At 71.0% G+C, this 20,827-nt stretch carries 19 protein-coding genes; 16 read left to right on the forward strand and 3 right to left on the reverse strand.

Annotated features, from left to right (window positions below; translation table 11 throughout):
• Positions 1-103: 103 nt before the first annotated feature.
• The 11 genes from pdxS to ADK86_RS24570 all read left to right on the forward strand — a co-directional run bounded on the left by pdxS (position 104) and on the right by ADK86_RS24570 (position 12,263).
• Positions 104-1,033 carry a pyridoxal 5'-phosphate synthase lyase subunit PdxS gene (gene pdxS, locus ADK86_RS24520; protein WP_003984813.1) on the forward strand — a complete coding sequence of 310 codons (930 nt, stop codon included), beginning with the start codon at positions 104-106 and terminating at the stop codon, positions 1,031-1,033.
• Between the two features lie 46 nt (positions 1,034-1,079).
• Entirely contained in the window at positions 1,080-1,667 is a 588-nt protein-coding gene (gene pdxT, locus ADK86_RS24525) for a pyridoxal 5'-phosphate synthase glutaminase subunit PdxT (RefSeq protein WP_053698533.1), read from the forward strand.
• A 111-nt stretch (positions 1,668-1,778) separates the two neighbouring features.
• On the forward strand, positions 1,779-2,531 hold the full coding sequence (locus tag ADK86_RS24530) for a YebC/PmpR family DNA-binding transcriptional regulator (RefSeq protein WP_030590561.1): 753 nt from the start codon (positions 1,779-1,781) through the stop codon (positions 2,529-2,531).
• A 152-nt stretch (positions 2,532-2,683) separates the two neighbouring features.
• The gene (ruvC, locus tag ADK86_RS24535) at positions 2,684-3,307 is read left to right on the forward strand and encodes a crossover junction endodeoxyribonuclease RuvC (RefSeq protein ID WP_053698534.1); all 624 of its coding nucleotides are present in this window, start codon (positions 2,684-2,686) and stop codon (positions 3,305-3,307) included.
• The gene (gene ruvA / locus ADK86_RS24540; protein ID WP_030590566.1) at positions 3,304-3,924 is read left to right on the forward strand and encodes a Holliday junction branch migration protein RuvA; all 621 of its coding nucleotides are present in this window, start codon (positions 3,304-3,306) and stop codon (positions 3,922-3,924) included. The genes ruvC and ruvA overlap by 4 nt, the downstream gene beginning before the upstream one ends.
• 100 nt (positions 3,925-4,024) lie before the next feature.
• A complete protein-coding gene (ruvB, locus tag ADK86_RS24545; protein ID WP_053698535.1) occupies positions 4,025-5,107 on the forward strand; it encodes a Holliday junction branch migration DNA helicase RuvB in 1,083 nt (360 codons plus the stop codon).
• A 162-nt stretch (positions 5,108-5,269) separates the two neighbouring features.
• On the forward strand, positions 5,270-5,833 hold the full coding sequence (gene yajC, locus ADK86_RS24550; RefSeq protein WP_053698536.1) for a preprotein translocase subunit YajC: 564 nt from the start codon (positions 5,270-5,272) through the stop codon (positions 5,831-5,833).
• A gap of 150 nt (positions 5,834-5,983) precedes the next feature.
• Positions 5,984-7,765 (forward strand): protein translocase subunit SecD, encoded by a 1,782-nt coding sequence (gene secD, locus ADK86_RS24555; protein WP_053698537.1) that lies wholly within the window; start codon positions 5,984-5,986, stop codon positions 7,763-7,765.
• Position 7,766: 1 nt separating this feature from the next.
• Positions 7,767-8,921 (forward strand): protein translocase subunit SecF, encoded by a 1,155-nt coding sequence (gene secF, locus ADK86_RS24560; protein ID WP_053698538.1) that lies wholly within the window; start codon positions 7,767-7,769, stop codon positions 8,919-8,921.
• Complete coding sequence (locus ADK86_RS24565) at positions 8,918-9,466, forward strand: adenine phosphoribosyltransferase (protein ID WP_030590583.1); 549 nt, start codon at positions 8,918-8,920, stop codon at positions 9,464-9,466. Before secF ends, ADK86_RS24565 begins: the two co-directional genes overlap by 4 nt.
• Before the next feature lie 289 nt (positions 9,467-9,755).
• Positions 9,756-12,263 carry a RelA/SpoT family protein gene (locus ADK86_RS24570; RefSeq protein ID WP_030375449.1) on the forward strand — a complete coding sequence of 836 codons (2,508 nt, stop codon included), beginning with the start codon at positions 9,756-9,758 and terminating at the stop codon, positions 12,261-12,263.
• Positions 12,264-12,326: 63 nt separating this feature from the next.
• Here the strand turns inward: ADK86_RS24570 and ADK86_RS24575 are convergent, their stop codons facing one another.
• Positions 12,327-13,556, reverse strand: a complete 1,230-nt coding sequence (locus ADK86_RS24575; protein WP_053698539.1) for a DUF349 domain-containing protein — start codon at positions 13,554-13,556, stop codon at positions 12,327-12,329.
• A 250-nt stretch (positions 13,557-13,806) separates the two neighbouring features.
• Complete coding sequence (locus ADK86_RS24580) at positions 13,807-14,634, reverse strand: peptidylprolyl isomerase (protein WP_053698540.1); 828 nt, start codon at positions 14,632-14,634, stop codon at positions 13,807-13,809.
• A 155-nt stretch (positions 14,635-14,789) separates the two neighbouring features.
• Here ADK86_RS24580 and ADK86_RS24585 point away from each other — a divergent pair, with 155 nt between their 5' ends.
• From ADK86_RS24585 to ADK86_RS24600, 4 genes are all read left to right on the forward strand, one after another.
• Positions 14,790-15,509 (forward strand): MBL fold metallo-hydrolase, encoded by a 720-nt coding sequence (locus tag ADK86_RS24585; RefSeq protein ID WP_053698541.1) that lies wholly within the window; start codon positions 14,790-14,792, stop codon positions 15,507-15,509.
• A gap of 10 nt (positions 15,510-15,519) precedes the next feature.
• A complete protein-coding gene (gene hisS / locus ADK86_RS24590; RefSeq protein WP_053698542.1) occupies positions 15,520-16,782 on the forward strand; it encodes a histidine--tRNA ligase in 1,263 nt (420 codons plus the stop codon).
• Positions 16,783-16,991: 209 nt separating this feature from the next.
• Positions 16,992-17,636 carry a vitamin K epoxide reductase family protein gene (locus tag ADK86_RS24595; RefSeq protein ID WP_030375444.1) on the forward strand — a complete coding sequence of 215 codons (645 nt, stop codon included), beginning with the start codon at positions 16,992-16,994 and terminating at the stop codon, positions 17,634-17,636.
• An 87-nt stretch (positions 17,637-17,723) separates the two neighbouring features.
• Positions 17,724-19,079, forward strand: coding sequence for a replication-associated recombination protein A (locus ADK86_RS24600; RefSeq protein WP_053698543.1), 1,356 nt, complete (start codon positions 17,724-17,726; stop codon positions 19,077-19,079).
• 140 nt (positions 19,080-19,219) lie between these two features.
• On the opposite strand, the gene ADK86_RS24605 is transcribed toward ADK86_RS24600, so the two are convergent.
• Positions 19,220-19,978, reverse strand: a complete 759-nt coding sequence (locus ADK86_RS24605) for a DUF2470 domain-containing protein (RefSeq protein WP_053698544.1) — start codon at positions 19,976-19,978, stop codon at positions 19,220-19,222.
• Positions 19,979-20,163: 185 nt separating this feature from the next.
• On the opposite strand from ADK86_RS24605, the gene rpsD reads away from it, so the two are divergent.
• Complete coding sequence (rpsD, locus tag ADK86_RS24610) at positions 20,164-20,775, forward strand: 30S ribosomal protein S4 (protein WP_003984683.1); 612 nt, start codon at positions 20,164-20,166, stop codon at positions 20,773-20,775.
• Positions 20,776-20,827 lie beyond the last annotated feature (52 nt).

The raw sequence follows: 20,827 nt of genomic DNA on the forward strand, positions 1-20,827 counted from the left end.
GGGCCACGAGCCACCGCCTTGCAATTGGCCCTTTTCAGTGGCCCCCGGCAAAGGGTTGTGTGGGCGGCGGAGTACATCCGCCTGCACCGAGTGAGGTCATACCGTGTCCACCACGCCCAACGCCACGTCCGCCACCGCTGCCGCCGGTACGCCCGAGACCGGAACCGCCCGCGTCAAGCGCGGCATGGCCGAGCAGCTCAAGGGCGGCGTGATCATGGATGTCGTCACGCCGGAGGAGGCGAAGATCGCCGAGGACGCCGGCGCCGTCGCGGTGATGGCCCTGGAGCGGGTCCCCGCGGACATCCGCAAGGACGGCGGCGTGGCCCGTATGTCCGATCCGGACATGATCGACGGCATCATCGAGGCGGTTTCCATCCCCGTGATGGCCAAGTCGCGTATCGGGCACTTCGTGGAGGCCCAGGTCCTGCAGTCGCTCGGTGTCGACTACATCGACGAGTCCGAGGTCCTCACCCCGGCCGACGAGGTCAACCACTCCGACAAGTGGGCCTTCACCACCCCGTTCGTCTGCGGCGCGACCAACCTGGGCGAGGCCCTGCGCCGTATCGCCGAGGGCGCTGCCATGATCCGTTCCAAGGGCGAGGCCGGCACCGGCAACGTCGTGGAGGCGGTGCGCCACCTGCGTCAGATCAAGGGTGAGATCGCCAAGCTGCGCGGCTGTGACAACAACGAGCTGTACGCCGCCGCCAAGGAGCTGCGCGCCCCGTTCGAGCTGGTCAAGGAGGTCGCCGAGCTGGGCAAGCTGCCGGTCGTGCTGTTCTCCGCCGGCGGTGTGGCCACACCGGCCGACGCCGCGCTGATGCGCCAGCTCGGCGCCGAGGGCGTCTTCGTGGGCTCCGGCATCTTCAAGTCCGGCGACCCGGCCAAGCGCGCCGCCGCCATCGTGAAGGCCACCACCTTCTACGACGACCCGAAGGTCGTCGCGGACGTCTCCCGCAACCTGGGCGAGGCCATGGTCGGCATCAACTGCGACACCCTCCCCGAGGCCGAGCGCTACGCCAACCGCGGCTGGTGAGCGGACCCGGACACGAGGGAACGGCGAGCGGGAGAGCGACGGACGGATGAGCAACCCCACCATCGGCGTGCTGGCCCTCCAGGGCGATGTGCGCGAGCACCTGACGGCTCTGGCCACCGCGGACGCCCTGGCCAGGCCGGTGCGCCGGCCGGAGGAACTGGCCGAGGTCGACGGCCTGGTCATACCGGGCGGCGAGTCCACGACCATGTCCAAGCTGGCGGTCGTCTTCGGGATGCTGGAGCCGCTGCGGGAGTTCGTGGCTTCCGGCAAGCCGGTCTACGGCACCTGCGCGGGCATGATCATGCTGGCCGACAAGCTGCTGGACGGGCGCGCCGACCAGGAGACCCTGGGCGGCATCGACATGATCGTGCGCCGTAACGCGTTCGGGCGGCAGAACGAGTCCTTCGAGGCGGCCGTCGAGATGGCCGGCGTCGCGGGCGGGCCGGTCGAGGGCGTCTTCATCCGGGCGCCCTGGGTGGAGTCGACGGGCGCCGCCGTCGAGGTCCTGGCCACGTACGACGGGCACACGGTGGCGGTGCGGCAGGGTAACGTCCTCGCCACGTCCTTCCACCCGGAACTCACCGGCGACCACCGGGTGCACGCGTCCTTCGTGGACATGGTGCGCCGCGCCTGACGGTCCCGCAGGGCCCGGGCCGCCGCCCTCGCGTGTGCGGCGGCCCGATCCCGTCCCGGTAGGATCTGTGGCGTTCGTTTCTCAATCTGGTTACGCGAAGGAGACAGGCGGATGTCCGGCCACTCTAAATGGGCTACGACGAAGCACAAGAAGGCCGTGATCGACGCCAAGCGCGGCAAGCTCTTCGCGAAGCTGATCAAGAACATCGAGGTCGCGGCCCGTATGGGCGGCGTCGACCTGGACGGTAACCCGACGCTCTACGACGCCGTCCAGAAGGCGAAGAAGCAGTCGGTCCCGAACAAGAACATCGACTCGGCGATCAAGCGCGGCGGCGGTCTCGAAGCCGGCGGCGCCGAGTACGAGACGATCATGTACGAGGGCTACGGCCCGAACGGTGTCGCGGTGCTCATCGAGTGCCTGACCGACAACCGCAACCGCGCGGCCTCCGACGTCCGCGTGGCCATGACCCGCAACGGCGGTTCGATGGCCGACCCGGGCTCGGTGTCCTACCTGTTCAACCGCAAGGGCGTGGTGATCGTCCCCAAGGGCGAGCTGACCGAGGACGACGTGCTGGCCGCGGTCCTGGACGCGGGCGCCGAGGAGGTCAACGACCTCGGTGAGTCCTTCGAGGTGCTCAGCGAGGCCACCGACGTGGTCGCGGTCCGCACCGCGCTCCAGAAGGAGGGCATCGACTACGACTCGGCCGACACCAACTTCGTGCCGACCATGCAGGTCGAACTGGACGAAGAGGGCGCGCGCAAGATCTTCAAGCTGATCGACGCGCTGGAGGACAGCGACGACGTGCAGAACGTCTTCGCCAACTTCGACGTCCCGGACGAGGTCATGGCCAAGGTCGACGCCTGACGGGCGGACGGCCGCGCACGTGGCGGGCCGGCGGGGACACACCCCGCCGGCCCGTTCTGCGTTGTCAGTGGCAGCCGATACTGTGCTGATCAGGGGCGACACGGCCCCGAGTCGAACAGTTGGTCCAACAGGAGAAGTGGGGGAGCGGGCCGATGAAGGTGCTGGGGGTGGACCCGGGGCTGACCCGCTGCGGCGTCGGCGTGGTCGACGGCGTCGCGGGCCGCCCGCTCACGATGGCCGGCGTCGGCGTCGTACGGACGCCCGCCGACGCCGACATCGCGCACCGCCTGGTCCTCATCGAGCGCGGCATAGAGGAATGGCTCGACGAGCAGCGGCCCGACTGCGTCGCCGTCGAGCGCGTCTTCAGCCAGCACAACGTCCGTACGGTCATGGGCACCGCCCAGGCCAGCGCGGTCGCCATGCTGTGCGCGGCGCGCCGCGGGCTGCCCGTCGCGCTGCACACCCCCAGCGAGGTCAAGGCCGCCGTGACGGGCTCGGGCCGCGCCGACAAGGCGCAGGTCGGAGCCATGGTCACCCGGCTGCTCCGGCTGGACGCGCCGCCGAAACCGGCCGACGCGGCGGACGCGCTCGCGCTGGCCATCTGCCACATCTGGCGCGCCCCCGCCGTCAACCGCCTCCAGCAGGCCCACGCGGCCGGCCGCCTCCAGCAGGCCCAGGCCGCCGCCCGGGCCCGCCCGGCGCCGGCCGGCGTCCGACGTACTCCCGCACGCGCTCTCGGACCGCGCTCCGAGGCACCCCAGAAGGGCACCCGATGATCGCCTTCGTCTCCGGCCCGGTCGCGGCCCTGGCCCCGGACACCGCCGTCGTGGAGGTCGGCGGTATCGGCATGGCCGTGCAGTGCACCCCCGGCACCCTGTCCGGACTGCGCGTCGGCCAGCAGGCCAAACTGGCCACCTCCCTTGTCGTACGGGAAGACTCGCTCACCCTGTACGGCTTCGCGGACGACGACGAGCGGCAGACCTTCGAGCTGCTGCAGACCGCCAGCGGCGTGGGCCCGCGGCTGGCGCAGGCCATGCTCGCGGTGCACTCCCCGGACACGCTGCGCCGCGCCGTCGCCAACGGCGACGAGAAGACGCTCACGGCCGTGCCCGGCATCGGCAAGAAGGGCGCCCAGAAGCTGCTGCTGGAGCTGAAGGACCGGCTCGGCGCCCCCGTCGGCACGGGCGCGGCGGGCGTCGGCAGCGCCGTGACGGCCGGGTGGAGCGACCAGCTGCACGCCGCGCTGATCGGCCTCGGGTACGCCACCCGCGAGGCCGACGAGGCGGTGGCCGCCGTCGCGCCGCAGGCCGAGGCGGCGCTCGCCGAGGGCGCGGCACCGCAGGTGTCGCAGCTGCTCAAGGCGGCCCTCCAGTCGCTGAACCGGGCCCGGTGAGCGCCGTGCGGACCCGGACCGGCAGCCCCGGCCACCCCCGTAAGAACCGCGACGCGAAGCCGGCCGACCGCGCCGGTACGACCACGTGAGGCAGGACGCAGTGAACTGGGACGAGCCCACCGAGCTCCAGGGCGGTACGGAGCAGCGCGACCGGCTGGTGGGGTCCGACGCGGACGGCGAGGACACCGCGGTCGAGGCCGCCCTGCGCCCCAAGGACCTCGATGAGTTCGTGGGCCAGGAGCGGGTGCGCGAACAGCTCGACCTGGTGCTGCGCGCGGCCCGCGCCCGCGGCGCCACCGCCGACCACGTCCTGCTCTCCGGCGCCCCCGGCCTCGGCAAGACCACCCTCTCCATGATCATCGCCGCCGAGATGGGCGCCCCGATCCGCATCACCTCCGGCCCCGCCATCCAGCACGCCGGCGACCTGGCCGCCATCCTGTCCTCCCTCCAGGAGGGCGAGGTGCTCTTCCTCGACGAGATCCACCGGATGTCCCGGCCCGCCGAGGAAATGCTCTACATGGCCATGGAGGACTTCCGCGTCGACGTGATCGTCGGCAAGGGCCCCGGAGCCACCGCCATCCCCCTGGAGCTGCCGCCCTTCACCCTGGTCGGCGCCACCACCCGGGCCGGCCTGCTCCCCCCGCCGCTGCGCGACCGCTTCGGCTTCACCGGCCACATGGAGTTCTACGCCCCCGGCGAACTGGAACGCGTCATCCACCGCTCCGCCGGACTGCTCGACGTCCACATAGAAGCCGAGGGCGCCGCGGAGATCGCCGGGCGCTCCCGCGGCACCCCCCGCATCGCCAACCGCCTGCTGCGCCGCGTGCGCGACTACGCCCAGGTCAAGGCGGACGGCGTGATCACCCGCGAGACCGCCGCCCAGGCCCTGGACGTCTACGAGGTCGACGGCCGCGGCCTGGACCGCCTGGACCGGGCGGTGCTGAGCGCGCTGCTCAAGCTGTTCGGCGGCGGCCCGGTGGGCCTGTCCACCCTGGCCGTAGCGGTGGGGGAGGAGCGTGAGACCGTCGAGGAGGTCGCCGAACCGTTCCTCGTACGGGAGGGCCTGCTCGCCCGTACCCCCCGGGGCCGCATCGCCACCCCCGCCGCCTGGACCCACCTGGGCCTGACCCCGCCCCACCAGCAGGCAGGGGGAACCGGGCAGCAGGGCCTCTTCGGGGCGTGACGGCGCGGGGACTCGCCGGGTCAGGAACCGCGGTGCCATGCTGGGCGTTGTTCCACTGGTGCGGACTCGCTTAGACTCCGCCGATGCCGACCGTATGGTCCGGCATTCCCACCCCCGTATATCAGACCGCCGCGCCGCGGTCGTGCGAAGGATTTCCGTCCCGTGAGTATCGTGACTCTCCTCCCCTTCATCGTCCTCATCGGGGCCATGTTCCTGATGACCCGCTCCGCCAAGAAGAAGCAGCAGCAGGCGGCGCAGATGCGCGACGAGATGCAGCCCGGCACCGGCATCCGGACGATTGGGGGCATGTACGCCACCGTCAAGGAGATCCACGACGACACCGTCCTCCTTGAGGTGGCCCCGGGCGTGCACGCCCTCTACGCCAAGAACGCGGTCGGCGCCGTCCTCGCGGACGAGGAGTACAACCGCATCCTCGACGGTGCCGAGGGCAAGGACCACCCGGTCGTCCCGGACGACGCCTCCTCGCTGACCGAGGCCGCCCCGGCCGCCACCGCCGCGGACGACAAGGCCGACGACAAGCCCGCGAACCTGGACAAGTCGCCGAAGGCTGACCTCTCCAAGTCCGAGCCCGCCGCCGACGCGAAGGACGCCGAGAAGGCCGAGGCCGCCGAGCCGGCGGAGAAGACCGAGGCCGCCGACGAGGCCGGCACCGGCACGCAGGCGGGCAAGGCCGACAAGAAGGACGGCGGCGCCGACGCGAAGTAGCCACGCGCCGAAGGAACCGCGGCGCGCCGTTCGAGCGGTGCGCTGCGGTTCCCGGACGGTCTAGGCTCCGGCGGGGGCACGTCCCCACTACACTTCGTGGCCGCCCGGCACGGCACCGTGCCGGGCGGTTGGACAGGGAGATACGAGAAGGTGGCAGCACCGAAAAAGGGCCGCAGGTCTCCTGGGGGCCAGGGAAGGCCGGGGCGCACCCTGGTCCTGATCGTGATCGCCATGGTGGCGCTGGTCGGCGGCATGTTCGCCTCCGGGACCTCGACGCCCAGGCTGGGCATCGACCTCGCGGGCGGCACGAGCTTCACGCTCCAGGCCCGCAACCAGCCCGGCAAGCCCAACGCGATCAACGAGACCAACATGAAGACCGCCGCGGGCATCATGGAGCGGCGGGTCAACGGTCTCGGTGTGTCCGAGGCCGAGGTCCAGACCCAGGGCACCAACCACATCGTCGTCAACATCCCCAAGGGGACGGACGCGAAGCAGGCCCGCCAGCAGGTCGGTACCACCGCTCAGCTCGGCTTCCGGCCGGTGCTGGCCGCCACCGCCGGTACGAAGACGCCGTCGGCCACCCCGAGCCCCTCCGCGAGCAGCGGCAAGAAGGACGACGGGAAGAAGGGCGACGACAAGAAGGACGGCGAGAAGGCGGAAGGAAAGCCCTCCGCGACGCCGTCCGCGAGCAACACCACCCAGGGCCGCGCCGTGACCAGCGCCCTCAAGAAGGGCCCGTCCGAGACGCCGAGCGCCTCCGGCAGCCCCTCGGCCAAGCCGGGCGACTCCGCGTCGCCGCAGCCCTCCACGGGCGGTGACCAGATCCCGGCCGCGCTGCAGAAGCAGTTCGCCGACCTGGACTGCTCCACCCCCCAGGCGCGCTCGCAGGCCAGTGAGAAGGCCGCCAACGCCAAGCCCACCGACCAGGTCGTCTCCTGCAAGGAGGACGGCACGCAGAAGTACGCGCTGGGCCCGGTCGCCGTCGAGGGCACCGATGTCAAGGACGCCTCCGCGGTGTTCGAGGCCCAGTCGGGCCAGGGCTGGATCGTCCAGATGGACTTCACCGGCGCCGGCGGCAAGAAGTTCGCGGACGTCACCGGCAAGCTCGCCGCCAAGGCGCAGCCGCAGAACCAGTTCGCCATCGTGCTCGACGGCCAGACCATCTCCGCCCCGTCGGTCAGCAAGGCCATCCCCGGCGGACAGGCCACCATCTCCGGCGGCTTCGACCAGAAGAGCGCCGGGGACCTGGCGAACATGCTGTCCTACGGTGCCCTGCCGCTCTCCTTCAAGATCGCCGACGAGACCACGGTCACCGCGGCGCTCGGCGGCGAGCAGCTCCAGGCGGGCCTGATCGCGGGCGCCATCGGCCTCGCGCTGGTCGTCGTCTACCTGGTCGCCTACTACCGCGGCCTGGCCCTGGTCGCGCTCGCGAGCCTCGCGGTCTCCGCGGTCCTGACGTACACGATCATGACGTTGCTGGGCCCGGCCATCGGCTTCGCGCTGAACCTGCCGGCCGTCTGCGGCGCCATCGTCGCCATCGGCATCACCGCCGACTCCTTCATCGTCTACTTCGAACGCATCCGGGACGAGATCCGCGAGGGCCGCACGCTGCGCCCGGCCGTCGAACGCGGCTGGCCGCGGGCCCGGCGCACCATCCTGGTCTCCGACTTCGTGTCGTTCCTGGCCGCGTTCGTGCTGTTCATCGTCACCGTCGGCAAGGTCAAGGGCTTCGCGTTCACGCTGGGCCTGACCACGCTCCTGGACATCGTCGTGGTCTTCCTCTTCACCAAGCCCCTGATGACCCTGCTGGCCCGGCGGAAGTTCTTCGCCGGCGGCCACCCCTGGTCGGGACTGGACCCCAAGCGCCTGGGCGCCAAGCCGCCGCTGCGCCGCCGTCGCACCACCGCCCCCACCGAGACGAAGGAGGCGTGAGATGTCGAAGCTCGGCAACATCGGCGCCCGGCTCTACCGCGGTGAGGTCGGTTACGACTTCATCGGCAAGCGGAAGATCTGGTATGGCATCTCGATCCTGATCACCATCACGGCCATCGTCGGCCTGGCGGTGCGCGGCATGAACCTGGGCATCGAGTTCAACGGTGGCGCGGTCTTCACCACGCCGTCGACGAGCGTGTCCTCCTCCGAGGCGGAGCACAAGGCCGAGGCCGCGGCCGAGGGCCACCAGGCCATGGTGCAAAAGCTCGGCAACGGTGGTCTGCGCATCCAGATCAGCGAGCTGGACACCGAGCAGTCCGTGCCGGTGCAGGAGGCCCTGGCCAAGGACCTGAATGTCCCGGTCAAGGACATCAACACCCAGCTCGTCGGCCCCAGCTGGGGTGAGGAGATCGCCAACAAGGCGTGGATGGGCCTGGGGATCTTCATGATCCTCGTGGTGATCTACCTGGCCATCGCCTTCGAGTGGCGGATGGCGCTGGCGGCCCTGATCGCGCTGATCCACGACCTGACGATCACCGTCGGTGTGTACGCGCTGGTCGGCTTCGAGGTCACCCCGGGCACCGTCATCGGTCTGCTGACGATCCTCGGTTACTCGCTCTACGACACCGTCGTGGTCTTCGACAGCCTCAAGGAGGCGTCGAGGGACGCCACCAAGCAGACCCGTTACACCTACAGCGAGCTGGCCAACCGCAGCATCAACTCGACCCTGGTGCGGTCCATCAACACCACGGTCGTGGCGCTGCTGCCGGTCGCCGGTCTGCTCTTCGTCGGTGGCGGCCTGCTCGGCGCCGGGATGCTCAACGACATCTCGCTCGCCCTGTTCGTCGGCCTGGCGGCCGGCGCGTACTCCTCGATCTTCATCGCGACCCCGCTGGTCGCCGACCTCAAGGAGCGCGACCCGGCCATGAAGGCGCTGGCCAAGCGGGTTCGCGCGAAGCGCGCCGCGGCTGCCGCCAAGGCCGGCGGGCCGGAGCGGCCGGAGGACGCCGCGGCGGACGCCGTGGACGAGGACGCGCCGCAGGACGCGGACGACGCCGAGGACACGGCGGCGGCCGGCAGCGGCATGGCCGGCCGGCGCCACCAGCCCGCGTCCCGGGGCCGGGGCCGCGGCCGCCCGTCGGGCAAGCGCCGATGAGCGCCCCCGAGGGTCTGCGGGAGCTGCTGCTCAGCCGTATCGCGGACGTGCCCGACTATCCGAAGCCCGGCGTGGTCTTCAAGGACATCACGCCGCTGCTCGCGGACCCGGCCGCCTTCGGCGCGCTGACCGACGCGTTCGCCGCGCTGTGCGAGCAGTACGCGGCCGACAAGGTCGTGGGCCTGGAGGCGCGTGGGTTCATCCTGGCCGCTCCGGTGGCCGTACGGGCCGGCATCGGCTTCGTGCCCGTACGCAAGGCGGGCAAGCTGCCCGGGGCGACGCTCCGGCAGGCGTACGACCTGGAATACGGCACGGCCGAGATCGAGATACACGCCGATGCGCTCAAGCCGGGCGACCGGGTGCTGGTCATCGACGATGTGCTGGCCACCGGCGGTACGGCCGAGGCGTCGCTGGAGCTCATCCGCCGGGCCGGGGCCGAGGTCGCGGGCGTCGCGGTCCTGCTGGAGCTGGGTTTCCTGGCCGGGCGGCAGCGGCTGGAGGCGGGCCTGAAGGGCGCTCCGACGGAGGCCCTGATCACGGTCTGAGGTGACAACGCCGTAGCGGAGCGGGCCCCGGGATCATCCCGGGGCCCGCTCCGGCGTACGGGGAACCGGAGCCGCCGGGTCCGGTGCCGGGGGCGTCCGGCGCGGCCCGAGTCCCTTCGTAACGCGCAGGCAAAAGAGCGCTCGGAAACAATTCCGGATGCCCTTTTGTTGTGATCTGTCGCCAGATAAAGATCCGGAGGCTGCCCAGGAGCCACGGCTCCGAGGTCGCTACCATGGCACCCTGACCAGGTTCGTGGTCTTGAGGTCCGGACCGCCTTGAGGAGTGCTCTTGCCAGACGAGGCCCAGCCGCTTTCTCCCGGACTCCGCCCGGGGGCGTCGCAGTCCGCCCACCCGGACCGGCCCGGCCCCGCGGACGCGGCCGCCTCGGGAACGCAGAAGGCGCAGAAGCAGAGCGACGGCACCGGTGTGCCCAGGTCCCAGCCGCCCGCCGTCCGGCCCGCCGCGTCGCCCGTACCGGCCAAGCCCGCCCCGCCCGTCTACACCGGCCGCTCGGGCTCCTCGAACCGGGTACGGGCCCGCCTGGCCCGCCTCGGCGTGCAGCGGCAGAGCCCGTACAACCCCGTCCTGGAACCGCTGCTGCGGATCGTGCGCAGCAACGACCCGAAGATCGAGGCCGCCACGCTGCGGCAGGTCGAGCGCGCCTACCAGGTCGCCGAGCGCTGGCACCGCGGCCAGAAGCGCAAGAGCGGCGACCCGTACATCACCCACCCCCTCGCGGTCACCACGATCCTCGCCGAGCTGGGCATGGACCCGGCCACCCTCATGGCGGGCCTGCTGCACGACACCGTCGAGGACACCGAATACGGCCTGGACACCCTGCGCCGCGACTTCGGCGACCAGGTCGCGCTGCTGGTGGACGGCGTCACCAAGCTGGACAAGGTCAAGTTCGGTGAGGCCGCGCAGGCCGAGACCGTGCGCAAGATGGTCGTGGCGATGGCCAAGGACCCGCGGGTCCTGGTGATCAAGCTGGCCGACCGGCTGCACAACATGCGCACCATGCGCTACCTCAAGCGCGAGAAGCAGGAGAAGAAGGCCCGCGAGACGCTGGAGATCTACGCTCCGCTGGCGCACCGCCTGGGCATGAACACCATCAAGTGGGAACTGGAGGACCTCGCCTTCGCGATCCTCTACCCCAAGATGTACGACGAGATCGTGCGGCTCGTCGCCGAGCGCGCCCCCAAGCGGGACGAGTATCTGGCCATAGTGACCGACGAGGTCCAGGCCGACCTGCGCGCGGCGCGCATCAAGGCCACCGTCACCGGCCGGCCCAAGCACTACTACAGCGTCTACCAGAAGATGATCGTGCGGGGCCGCGACTTCGCCGAGATCTACGACCTGGTGGGCATCCGCGTCCTCGTCGACACCGTCCGCGACTGCTACGCGGCGCTCGGCACCGTCCACGCCCGGTGGAATCCGGTCCCGGGGCGGTTCAAGGACTACATCGCGATGCCCAAGTTCAACATGTACCAGTCGCTGCACACGACCGTGATCGGTCCCAGCGGCAAGCCGGTCGAGCTCCAGATCCGTACGTTCGACATGCACCGGCGCGCGGAGTACGGCATCGCCGCGCACTGGAAGTACAAGCAGGAAGCCGTGGCCGGCGCGTCCAAGGTGCGGACCGACGTACCGAAGAACAAGGACGATGCCGTCAACGACATGGCGTGGCTGCGCCAGCTGCTGGACTGGCAGAAGGAGACCGAGGACCCGGGCGAGTTCCTGGAGTCGCTGCGCTTCGACCTGTCCCGCAACGAGGTCTTCGTCTTCACGCCGAAGGGGGACGTCATAGCGCTGCCCGCCGGTGCCACTCCCGTGGACTTCGCGTACGCCGTCCACACGGAGGTCGGCCACCGGACGATAGGCGCCCGGGTCAACGGGCGGCTCGTACCGCTCGAATCGACCCTGGACAACGGCGACCTCGTGGAGGTCTTCACCTCCAAGGCGCCCGGCGCGGGACCGTCCCGCGACTGGCTGGGCTTCGTGAAGTCGCCGCGCGCCCGCAACAAGATCCGCGCGTGGTTCTCCAAGGAGCGCCGCGACGAGGCCATCGAGCAGGGCAAGGACGCCATCGCCCGCGCGATGCGCAAACAGAACCTGCCGATCCAGCGCATCCTGACCGGCGACTCGCTGGTCACCCTCGCCCACGAGATGCGCTACCCGGACATCTCGTCCCTGTACGCCGCCATCGGCGAGGGCCATGTCACGGCGCAGAGCGTCGTACAGAAGCTGGTCCAGGCGCTCGGCGGACAGGACGAGGCGACCGAGGACATCGCCGAGTCCACCCCGATCCGCCCGCGCTCCAAGCGGCGCTCCAGCGCCGACCCGGGCGTGGTGGTCAAGGGCGTCGACGACGTATGGGTGAAGCTGGCCCGCTGCTGTACGCCGGTGCCGGGCGACCCGATCATCGGCTTCGTCACCCGCGGCAACGGCGTCTCGGTGCACCGCGCCGACTGCGTCAACGTCGACTCGCTGTCCAAGCAGCCGGAGCGCATCCTCGACGTCGAGTGGGCGCCCACCCAGTCCTCGGTCTTCCTCGTCGCCATCCAGGTCGAGGCGCTGGACCGCTCCCGGCTGCTGTCGGACGTCACCCGCATCCTCTCCGACCAGCACGTCAACATCCTGTCCGCGGCCGTCCAGACCTCCCGCGACCGGGTGGCCACCTCCCGCTTCACCTTCGAGATGGGCGACCCGAAGCATCTGGGGCACGTCCTGAAGGCGGTACGGAGCGTGGAGGGCGTGTACGACGTGTACCGCGTGACGTCGGCCCGCCGGCCGTAGGCAACGACCACGTACGAGGGCCCCGGTACGGATCTCCGTACCGGGGCCCTCGCGTACGGCCGCTCAGCCGCCGAACTCCTCAAGACCCTTCAGGGCCTGGTCCAGCAGTGCCTGCCGGCCCTCCAGCTCGCGGGCGAGCTTGTCCGCCTTGGCGTCGTTGCCCGCCGCGCGCGCCGCGTCGATCTGCTTCTGCAGCTTGTCGACCGCGTCCTGGAGCTGTCCGGTCAGACCCGCCGCACGCGCCCGCGCCTCGGGGTTGGTGCGCCGCCACTCGGCTTCCTCGGACTCCTGGATGGCCCGCTCGACGGCGTGCATCCGGCCCTCGATCTTCGGACGGGCGTCCCGCGGTACGTGGCCGATGGCCTCCCACCGCTCGTTGATCGAACGGAACGCGGCCCGCGCCGCCTTCAGGTCCTGGACGGGGAGCAGCTTCTCGGCCTCGGCGACCAGCTCCTCCTTGCGCGTCAGATTCTCCCGCTGCTCGGCGTCGCGCTCCGCGAACACCTCGCTGCGCGCCTGGAAGAAGATGTCCTGGGCGCCGCGGAAGCGGTTCCACAGGTCGTCCTCGTGCTCGCGCTGGGCGCGGCCCGCGGCCTTCCAGTCCGCCATCAGCTCGCGGTAGCGGGCCGCGGTCGGCCCCCAGTCCGTCGAGCCGGACAGCGCCTCGGCCTCGGCGACCAGCCGCTCCTTGGTCTTGCGGGCCTCCTCGCGCTGGGCGTCCAGCGAGGCGAAGTGGGCCTTGCGCCGCTTGGAGAACGCCGAGCGGGCGTGCGAGAAGCGGTGCCACAGCTCGTCGTCGGACTTGCGGTCCAGGCGCGGCAGGCTCTTCCAGGAGTCCACCAGGGCCCGCAGCCGCTCGCCGGCCGCCCGCCACTGCTCGCTGGCCGCCAGCTCCTCGGCCTCGGCGACCAGCTTCTCCTTGGCCTGCCGGGCCTCGTCGCTCTGCCGCGCCTTTTGGGCCTTGCGTTCCTCGCGGCGCGCCTCGACATCGGCGACCAGCTGGTCCAGCCGCTTGCGCAGGGCGTCGAGGTCGCCCACCGCGTGGTGCTCGTCGACCTGCTGCCGCAGATGGCCGATCGCGGCCATCGCGTCCTTGGCGGACAGGTCGGTGGTCCTGACCCGCCGTTCGAGGAGGCCGATCTCGACGACCAGGCCCTCATACTTGCGCTCGAAGTAGGCGAGGGCCTCTTCGGGGGTTCCCGCCTGCCACGATCCGACGACCTGCTCGCCGTCGGCGGTACGCACGTACACGGTCCCCGTCTCGTCGACGCGGCCCCATGGGTCGCTGCTCACAGCGCCTCCTCCACATGATGCCGACGGGGCGCGTCGCCCCCCGGCATCGTCCACAGTTTCTGTCCGGCGGGGCAGCGCCCCGGCCGGTCCGACGGGTGTCTTGCGGGTGCGGGTGGCAGCCGTCGGAGCAGGCACCCTACACAACGCCAATCTAGGCGACCGGCGGGCCGGCTGTCCGCATCCAGCGCGACCGAAATTTCGCGGTTCGCACACCGCGCGGGCGGCTCCGGCGCGCCCGGGGGCGCGCCGGTCAGGATCTGGCGACCGTCGCCCGGTTGATCACCACCGTCGCGTTGGGCGCGGTGTTGCCCGTCGACGGATCGGGCGTCGAGCCCGCCCCGGCGATCTTCTTCAGGACGTCCATGCCCTCGGTGATCGTGCCGAAGGGCGTGTAGTTCGGGGGCAGCTTGCTGTCCTGGTAGACGAGGAAGAACTGGCTGCCGCCGCTGTTGCGGGTCTTGTCGCTCTTGCCGTCGTAGCGGTTGGCCATCGCGACCGTGCCCGCCGGATAGACGTCGCCCTTGAGCTTGGGGTCCTTCAGGTTCTCGTCCGGGATCGTGTAGCCGGGCGTGCCCGCGCCGGTGCCGGTCGGGTCACCGCACTGCAGGACGTAGATGCCCTCGTCGACCAGGCGGTGGCACTTGCTGTGGTCGAAGAACTTCTCGCCCGCCAGGAAACGGAAGGAGTTGACGGTGTGCGGCGCCTTCGCGGCGTCCAGCTTGATCCCTATGTCGCCGCAGGTCGTCTCCAGCTTCATCGCGTAGGCGGCGGAGGTGTCGACGGACATCTCCGGTTCCTTCTTCCAGGTCTTCTTGGAGGGGGAGCCCGGGGCCGGCTTGCCGCACGGGTCGGCGGCCTTGCCCGGGCTCGGCGCCGCGGCGTCCGTGGTGCTGCCGTCGCCGCCGGCCAGCCCGACCGAGGCGTACGCCGCCGCGCCCGCGGCCAGCGCGACCGCCAGGGCCGACGCGACGATCACATTGCGGCGCTTGGCCTTGCGCCGGGCCGCGTCCCGCCGCTGCTGCTGGCGCTCGTACTTCTCACGGGCGAGCTGCCGCCGCCGTTGATCGCTGCTGACCACCGGTCGTCTCCTAGGTGTGCGCTGAGGTCTGCCGTGGGCCGTACCGTATACGGGTTCGCCCGGGTGGGAGTGCCGCCGGTAGGCTCTGGAACAGCCGAAATCTTCCGGATCGCCGTGGGCGATCCGTCCGCCGCCGTCGAATGTTGAGGACGAACGTGCTCATTGCCGGGTTCCCCGCCGGGGCCTGGGGGACCAACTGTTACCTGGTCGCCCCGGCCGCGGGTGAGGAGTGCGTGATCATCGACCCGGGCCACCGGGCCGCACAGGGCGTCGAGGAAGCGCTGAAGAAGCACCGGCTCAAGCCCGTCGCCGTCGTCCTCACCCACGGCCACATCGACCATGTCGCCTCGGTCGTCCCGGTGTGCGGCGCGCACGACGTGCCCGCGTGGATCCACCCCGAGGACCGCTACATGATGAGCGACCCGGAGAAGGCGCTCGGCGCCTCCATCGGGCAGCAGCTCATGGGCGAGCTGACGGTGGGGGAGCCGGACGACGTCAAGGAGCTGGGCGACGGCGCGAAGCTGGAGCTGGCCGGGCTGGAGTTCTCGGTCGCGCACGCACCGGGCCATACCAAGGGGTCGGTGACCTTCCGGATGCCCGAGCAGGCGGACGTTCCGCCGGTCTTCTTCTCGGGCGACCTGCTGTTCGCCGGCTCCATCGGACGTACCGACCTGCCGGGCGGCGACCACGCCGAGATTCTGCGGTCGCTGGAGCGCGTATGCCTGCCGCTCCAGGACGAGACCGTCGTGCTGTCCGGCCACGGCCCCCAGACCACCATCGGCCGCGAGCGCGCCACCAACCCGTTCCTGCGGGAGGTGGCCGCCGGCCTCGGAGACGGCGCACCGCACCGCCCGGCTCCGCGACGAGGAATGTGACGAGAACTTCGTGAGCACCTTCAAGGCCCCCAAGGGCACCTACGACCTGATCCCGCCGCAGTCCGCCACCTACCTGGCGGTCCGCGACGCGATCTCCGGACCTCTCAAGCGCTCCGGGTACGGGTACATCGAGACGCCCGGCTTCGAGAACGTCGAGCTGTTCGCGCGCGGCGTCGGCGAGTCCACCGACATCGTGACCAAGGAGATGTACGCCTTCGAGACCAAGGGCGGCGACAGGCTCGCGCTGCGCCCCGAGGGCACCGCCTCCGTACTGCGCGCCGCGCTGGAGGCCAACCTCCACAAGGCGGGCAACCTCCCCGTCAAGCTCTGGTACTCCGGTTCGTACTACCGCTACGAGCGTCCGCAGAAGGGCCGCTACCGCCACTTCTCCCAGGTCGGCGCGGAGGCCATCGGTGCCGAGGACCCGGCGCTGGACGCCGAGCTGATCATCCTGGCCAACGACGCCTACCGCTCGCTGGGGCTGAAGAACTTCCGCATCCTGCTGAACTCGCTCGGCGACAAGGAGTGCCGCCCCGTCTACCGGGCCGCCCTCCAGGAGTTCCTGTACGGGCTCGACTTGGACGAGGACACCCGCCGCCGCGCCGAGATCAACCCGCTGCGGGTGCTGGACGACAAGCGCCCGGACGTGCAGAAGCAGCTGGTCGGCGCGCCGCTGCTGCGCGACCACCTGTGCGAGGCGTGCAAGGCGTACCACGAGCAGGTGCGCGAGCTGCTGACCGCGGCGGGCGTCGCGTACGAGGACGACCCGAAGCTGGTGCGCGGGCTGGACTACTACACCCGTACGACCTTCGAGTTCGTCCACGACGGCCTGGGCTCGCAGTCCGCGGTCGGCGGCGGCGGGCGCTACGACGGCCTGTCCGAGATGATCGGCGGCCCCGCGCTGCCGTCGGTGGGCTGGGCGCTCGGCGTGGACCGCACGGTCCTCGCGCTGGAGGCCGAGGGCGTCGAGCTGGAGCTGCCCGCGAGCACCGCGGTCTTCGCCGTGCCGCTCGGCGAGGAGGCCCGCCGGACGCTGTTCGGCACGGTCACCGAGCTGCGCCGGGCCGGGGTCGCCACCGACTTCGCGTACGGCGGCAAGGGCCTGAAGAACGCCATGAAGTCGGCGAACCGCTCGGGCGCCCGCTTCGCGGTCGTCGCGGGTGAGCGCGATCTGGCCGAAGGCGTCGTCCAGCTCAAGGACCTGGAGAGCGGCGAGCAGACCCCGGTCGCGCTGGACGCGGTGGCCGAAGAGGTCCGCCGCCGGCTCGGCTGATCCCGTCCGCCTCTGTACGGGGCGCCCGTGATCGGGTAGGAGGCCCCCTTCCGGCCGTCCACCGTGCTGTGCGCGCGGTGGCTCGGAAGGGGGCCTTTATGCGCAGCGAACGGTGGTCGCGTGTCCGGTTGGGGCAGAATGAGGGCCCGGCGCGCGCCAGTTGGAACGCGCTCTCCGCTCACTCCCCAAGGCACCGACGGAACGGCGATATGACGACGACAGCGCTTGACGACGTGTCCACCGGCGACGATCACCCGCGCCGTGGCGGCGGCCCGACCGGTTCGGGACGGGGCCTGGCCTGGCTGCTGGTGGTCACCAGCGCCCTGGGACTCCTCGCGTCCTGGGTGATCACCCTGGACAAGATCGAGCTGCTGAAGGACCCCAACTTCAAGCCGGCCTGCAGCCTGAGCCCGATCGTCTCCTGCGGCAGCGTGATGCAGAGCCCGCAGGCCGAGGTCTTCGGTTTCCCCAACCCGGTGGCCGGCCTCATCGCGTTCGGCGTGGTCATCGGGATCGGCGTCGGGCTGCTCGCGGGCGCCCGCTACCGCGCCTGGTACTGGATCGGCCTGAACATCGGCACCCTCGCGGGGTCCGTGTTCTGCATGTGGCTGATGTCCCAGTCGCTGTACGTGATCAACTCGCTGTGCCTGTGGTGCACGCTGACCTGGTGCGTCACGATCCTGATGTTCTGGTACACCACCGTGCACAACCTCAAGCACGGGATCATCCCGGCGCCGGAGGGGCTGCGCAAGGCGGTGCTGGAGTTCCACTGGGTCGTGCCGGTGCTCTGGTACGGCGTGATCGCGCTGCTGATCCTCACCAAGTGGTGGTCCTACTGGAGCAGCCTGATCTGAGCTGCCGAACGCGGCCGGGGGCCGGTCGGCGCGGGTGCCGACCGGTCCCCGGCCGCGTTGTCAGTGGTGTGGCTTAGGCTCTGAACCGTGGAGCCCGACCTGTTCACCGCCGCTGCCGAAGACCGCCAGGAGAAAGACCCCACGGGGTCGCCCCTCGCCGTACGGATGCGTCCGCGCACCCTCGACGAGGTCGTCGGCCAGCAGCACCTGCTCAAGCCGGGCTCGCCCCTGCGCCGCCTGGTCGGCGAGGGCAACGGCGGCCCCGCCGGACCGTCCTCCGTCTTCCTGTGGGGCCCGCCCGGCATCGGCAAGACGACGCTCGCGTACGTGGTCAGCCAGGCCACGAACAAGCGCTTCGTGGAGCTGTCGGCGATCACCGCAGGCGTCAAGGAGGTGCGCGCCGTCATCGACGGCGCCCGCCGCGCCTCCGGCGGCTACGGCAAGGAGACCGTCCTCTTCCTCGACGAGATCCACCGCTTCAGCAAGGCCCAGCAGGACTCCCTGCTGCCCGCGGTCGAGAACCGCTGGGTGACGCTGATCGCCGCGACGACCGAGAACCCGTACTTCTCGGTGATCTCCCCGCTGCTCTCCCGCTCCCTCCTGCTGACGCTCGAACCGCTGACCGACGACGACCTGCGCGGCCTGCTGCGGCGCGCGCTGACCGACGCGCGGGGGCTGGCGGGCGCGGTCACGCTGCCCGAGGACACCGAGGCGCATCTGCTGCGCATCGCCGGCGGCGACGCCCGCCGCGCGCTCACGGCCCTGGAGGCCGGGGCCGGGTCCGCGATCTCCAAGGGCGAGAAGGAGATCACCCTCCAGACCCTGGAGGAGTCCGTCGACCGGGCCGCCGTGAAGTACGACCGGGCCGGTGACCAGCACTACGACGTCGCCAGCGCCCTGATCAAGTCCATCCGCGGCTCGGACGTGGACGCGGCACTGCACTATCTCGCGCGGATGATCGAGGCGGGGGAGGACCCGCGGTTCATCGCCCGGCGGCTGATGATCTCGGCGAGCGAGGACATCGGGCTGGCCGACCCGTCGGCGCTGCAGACCGCGGTGGCCGCCGCCCAGGCCGTCGCGATGATCGGCTTCCCGGAGGCCCGGATCACGCTCAGCCAGGCCACGATCGCGCTGGCGCTGGCCCCCAAGTCCAACGCGGCCTATCTGGCGATCGACGCCGCCCTCGCGGACGTACGGGCCGGACTCGCGGGCCCCGTGCCGCCGCACCTGCGCGACAGCCACTACAAGGGCGCCGAGAAACTGGGGCACGGCAAGGGCTATCAGTATCCGCACGACCTTCCCGGCGGCATCGCGGCCCAGCAGTACGCCCCCGACGAGGTGCACGGGAAGCGGTATTACACGCCTACGCGGTACGGCTCCGAGGCGCGGTATGCGGATGTGACCGAGCGGGTGCGGAGCCGCCTGCGCGGCGAGGAGCCGTAGTCGGCCGCGCCCACGGGGCTTCGGCTCGTCGCCGGGGGTCGGGTCCGTCGCGGCTGACGGCCGTCCTCAAACGCCGGACGGGCTGGAGGTGCACGGGCTTGATGCGAATCGAGCCCGTCCGGCGAAGGCGGCTCTACGGTTCACCCGGAAGCCGCCGCGTCGAACAGCGTGTGCATCGCGCGGCGCAGTTCCGAGACGTCCCGGACCGGGGCCGGGAAGTCGAAGCGGGCGTCGAAGGAGTGGCGGGCGGCGTCGGTGAAGCGGACGCGCAGGCCGAAGCGGTCCAGGGCCACCGGTACGGCGTGGTCGCGGAAGTCCCGGGCACGCCGGGACCGCTCGCCGAGCAGGGTGCACAGGCCGCGTACCTGGTCACTGTGGGCCGAGTGCAGATGCTGGAGCAGTTCCGCCTCGTGGGCCGCCAGCGGGTCCGGCTCGGCCGCGGCGAACTCCTCCGGTTCCACGGACTGCGCGCCCCACAGGTCGTCCACGGCGGCCTCGCCGACCTCCATGCGCAGCATCATCCAGGCGGGCCGCCCGAACATGCCCGGCGGCGGGTCCGGCTGGAGGGCCTCGCCGATGCCGAGCAGTTCGCCGACGGGGTGCCGCTCGGCGAGCAGCATCGCGGCGCGGGCGCGCTCGTCGTTGCGTACGGGGGTGAGCCAGCCGGCGACCCAGGCCCGGCCGCGGATGCGGTGCGGTACCGAGACGGGTGCCACGTCGGTGATCTCCATCACGGCGGTGAGGTCGTCGTCCTGGGCGTGGGCGGCGGCCCGGGCGGCCGCGGAGTCCCCGGGAACCAGCAGGAGCACGTCACCAGCACCGGTGACCGTACGGCATACTGGTGCGGAGAGTCCGGCGTCGTCGGGGTCCTCGATTCCGGGGATGCCGAGCGAGGCCATACCATTGGACTCGACGAGGGTTCGTACGCGCTCGGCGGCGGTTGGCTGCTGGGCGTCTTCCACGGGACGCGGCTGACCCATCCCAGTGCTCTGACCAGCACCGGGCAGGGGGATCCCAGGTCGAAACATGCGTTCTCCTCGCAGTAAGGTAAGCCTAACCTAACTTACATGGAGGTCTGTTCCACGTGAACCAGTCGCGTCCCAAGGTCAAGAAGTCGCGCGCGCTCGGCATCGCGCTGACGCCGAAGGCCGTCAAGTACTTCGAGGCCCGTCCTTACCCGCCCGGCGAGCACGGCCGTGGCCGCAAGCAGAACAGTGACTACAAGGTCCGTCTGCTGGAGAAGCAGCGTCTGCGCGCTCAGTACGACATCAGCGAGCGTCAGATGGTGCGCGCCTACGACCGCGCTCGGAAGGTCGAAGGCAAGACAGGCGAAGCGCTGATCATCGAGCTTGAGCGCCGTCTGGACGCGCTCGTCCTGCGTTCGGGCATCGCCCGGACGATCTACCAGGCCCGTCAGATGGTCGTCCACGGCCACATCGCGGTCAACGACCGCAAGGTCGACAAGCCGTCCTTCCGCGTCCGTCCCGACGACGTCGTGATGGTCCGCGAGCGCAGCCGCGAGAAGCACCCCTTCCAGGTCGCGCGTGAGGGTGGCTACGCCCCCGAGGGCGAGACCCCCCGCTACCTGCAGGTCAACCTCAAGGCCCTGGCCTTCCGCCTGGACCGTGACCCGCAGCGCAAGGAGATCCCGGTGATCTGCGACGAGCAGCTCGTCGTCGAGTACTACGCCCGCTGATCCAGGCGTAGTCACCGCACGGCCGCGCGCCCCGCGCGCGGCCGGCCGCGTG

Source organism: Streptomyces sp. NRRL F-5755, assembly GCF_001279365.1.
GTDB classification, from domain to species: Bacteria; Actinomycetota; Actinomycetes; order Streptomycetales; family Streptomycetaceae; genus Streptomyces; species Streptomyces rimosus.

Excerpts from the sequence above, each read along its gene's own strand:
- pdxT (WP_053698533.1), top strand. The coding sequence starts at position 1,080 with ATGAGCAACCCCACCATCGGCGTGCTGGCCCTCCAGGGCGATGTGCGC.
- ADK86_RS24530 (WP_030590561.1), top strand. The coding sequence starts at position 1,779 with ATGTCCGGCCACTCTAAATGGGCTACGACGAAGCACAAGAAGGCCGTG.
- ruvC (WP_053698534.1), top strand. The coding sequence starts at position 2,684 with ATGAAGGTGCTGGGGGTGGACCCGGGGCTGACCCGCTGCGGCGTCGGC.
- ruvA (WP_030590566.1), top strand. The coding sequence starts at position 3,304 with ATGATCGCCTTCGTCTCCGGCCCGGTCGCGGCCCTGGCCCCGGACACC.
- secF (WP_053698538.1), top strand. The coding sequence starts at position 7,767 with ATGTCGAAGCTCGGCAACATCGGCGCCCGGCTCTACCGCGGTGAGGTC.
- ADK86_RS24565 (WP_030590583.1), top strand. The coding sequence starts at position 8,918 with ATGAGCGCCCCCGAGGGTCTGCGGGAGCTGCTGCTCAGCCGTATCGCG.
- ADK86_RS24595 (WP_030375444.1), top strand. The coding sequence starts at position 16,992 with ATGACGACGACAGCGCTTGACGACGTGTCCACCGGCGACGATCACCCG.
- ADK86_RS24605 (WP_053698544.1), bottom strand. The coding sequence starts at position 19,978 with ATGGCCTCGCTCGGCATCCCCGGAATCGAGGACCCCGACGACGCCGGA.